The sequence below is a fragment of the Cupriavidus sp. 01L45 genome (genome assembly GCF_056399885.1).
Genome location: NZ_JBFTSG010000154.1, coordinates 1 through 1,351, shown reverse-complemented (window position 1 = coordinate 1,351; position 1,351 = coordinate 1). Strand labels below are relative to the sequence as shown.

Below are 1,351 nucleotides of genomic sequence, written 5' to 3'. Positions count from 1 at the left end.
CAATCCACCCAAGTTAAGCATCAACAATTAGGCATCAACAGGCCTTATAAGCAGCATGTCGATGAGGTTTGTGGCGAGGCGGACGAGGCTTGGCGCGATCCGGCCGCACGCGATGGATACGTGTTGCGATCACGGCCAAGGTCTCATTCAGAGCGGCCTTGGCCCAGCGCAAGCCGAGCAGCGCCGCTGACAGGACAGGTTTGAGGGCGGTGATGGCGTAGGCACGGTTGATCCGATGCTCCGAGCCAATCTCATATTCCTGTGCGGCGGTGAGGCAGCACAGGGCGTGGAGGTTGTCGCTCAGGATTTTGGCGCCGAAGTCCTGCCTGGCAGCCAACTGCGACAGGCCGGACAGGTGTTCGAGTGCCATGCGGTGTTTGAGACGTTTAAACGCCTCCTCCAGGCGCCAGCGCTGATGGTAGAGATCGCGGAAGGTGGCAGCCGGATATCGGTGCATGTCGAGCAGATTGGTGATGAGCACGCGCACCTTACCGGCTGGCGAGATCTGCCGGATCAGCCGAACGGTCTGCGGGGAAGCCGCACACTCATAGTCGCGCGCGTCAATGCGGGCTGGAGCCGGGAGCGTAACGATGGCCTCGACACGGTCAGAGCGCACGAAGCGCCGTACGGCAGCAAAGCCGCTGCCGTCGGCGCGCATGCAGAAAGGGATGTTTCGTTGGTTGAGCACGGCCACCAGCCAGCGGGCTGGGTAGCCGCGGTCGAGCAAAAGCAAGTCGTCGGATTGCAGGCGGTCCAGATGCTCGAACAGGATCTGGCGTTCGTTCTCGTGCACGCTGTGCAGTGACGCGGTGAGCATGATCTCGGCCTCAGGCAGGTACAGGCCAAAGGCGAGTTGATCGCGGGTGGCGGCTCGAGGGAGATGGCTGTGGCGGATGGCGAAACGCAGGTGTGAGGCGTCCGCGGCGACCAACCGAAAGCCATGCCAGCGTGGCAAATGTTTGGACACTTGCTGAAGCAGCCAGTCATTGAGGTGAGCAAAGACATCGCCGCTGAGTTTGCTGCGAGCCTGGGCGAACGCTTGTTCACTGACGCGTCGGCACAAGGTATTTTGGCGGGCGAGTGCGGCGAAGAATTGATCGAGTTCGGCTTGCACCCCCATGCGCAAGTTGCCAAGCATGAAGGTGATCAGTGTCGGCAGGGTGAGCTTACGCTGACGGGTGAATGCGGCCGGATGTTCGGGATGACGGGCCAGATCGCGAAAGACCTGGGTGTGCAGATATTGGGTAAGCGTAGCGAACAGATCGGACAGGGGCATCAGAGCCAAGCGAAGATCGAGAAATGATCCTCTATTGGCCGCCGCCCTGCTTGCGCTAAACAGCCAGCGCAAGCA

General features: G+C 61.0%; 1 protein-coding gene. It reads right to left on the bottom strand.

Going from position 1 to position 1,351, the window contains the following annotated elements; translation table 11 throughout:
• Nucleotides 1-34: 34 nt before the first annotated feature.
• The coding region (locus AC1DT6_RS40485; RefSeq protein WP_477115624.1) for an IS4 family transposase at nucleotides 35-1,351 on the bottom strand (1,317 nt) is incomplete at its 5' end.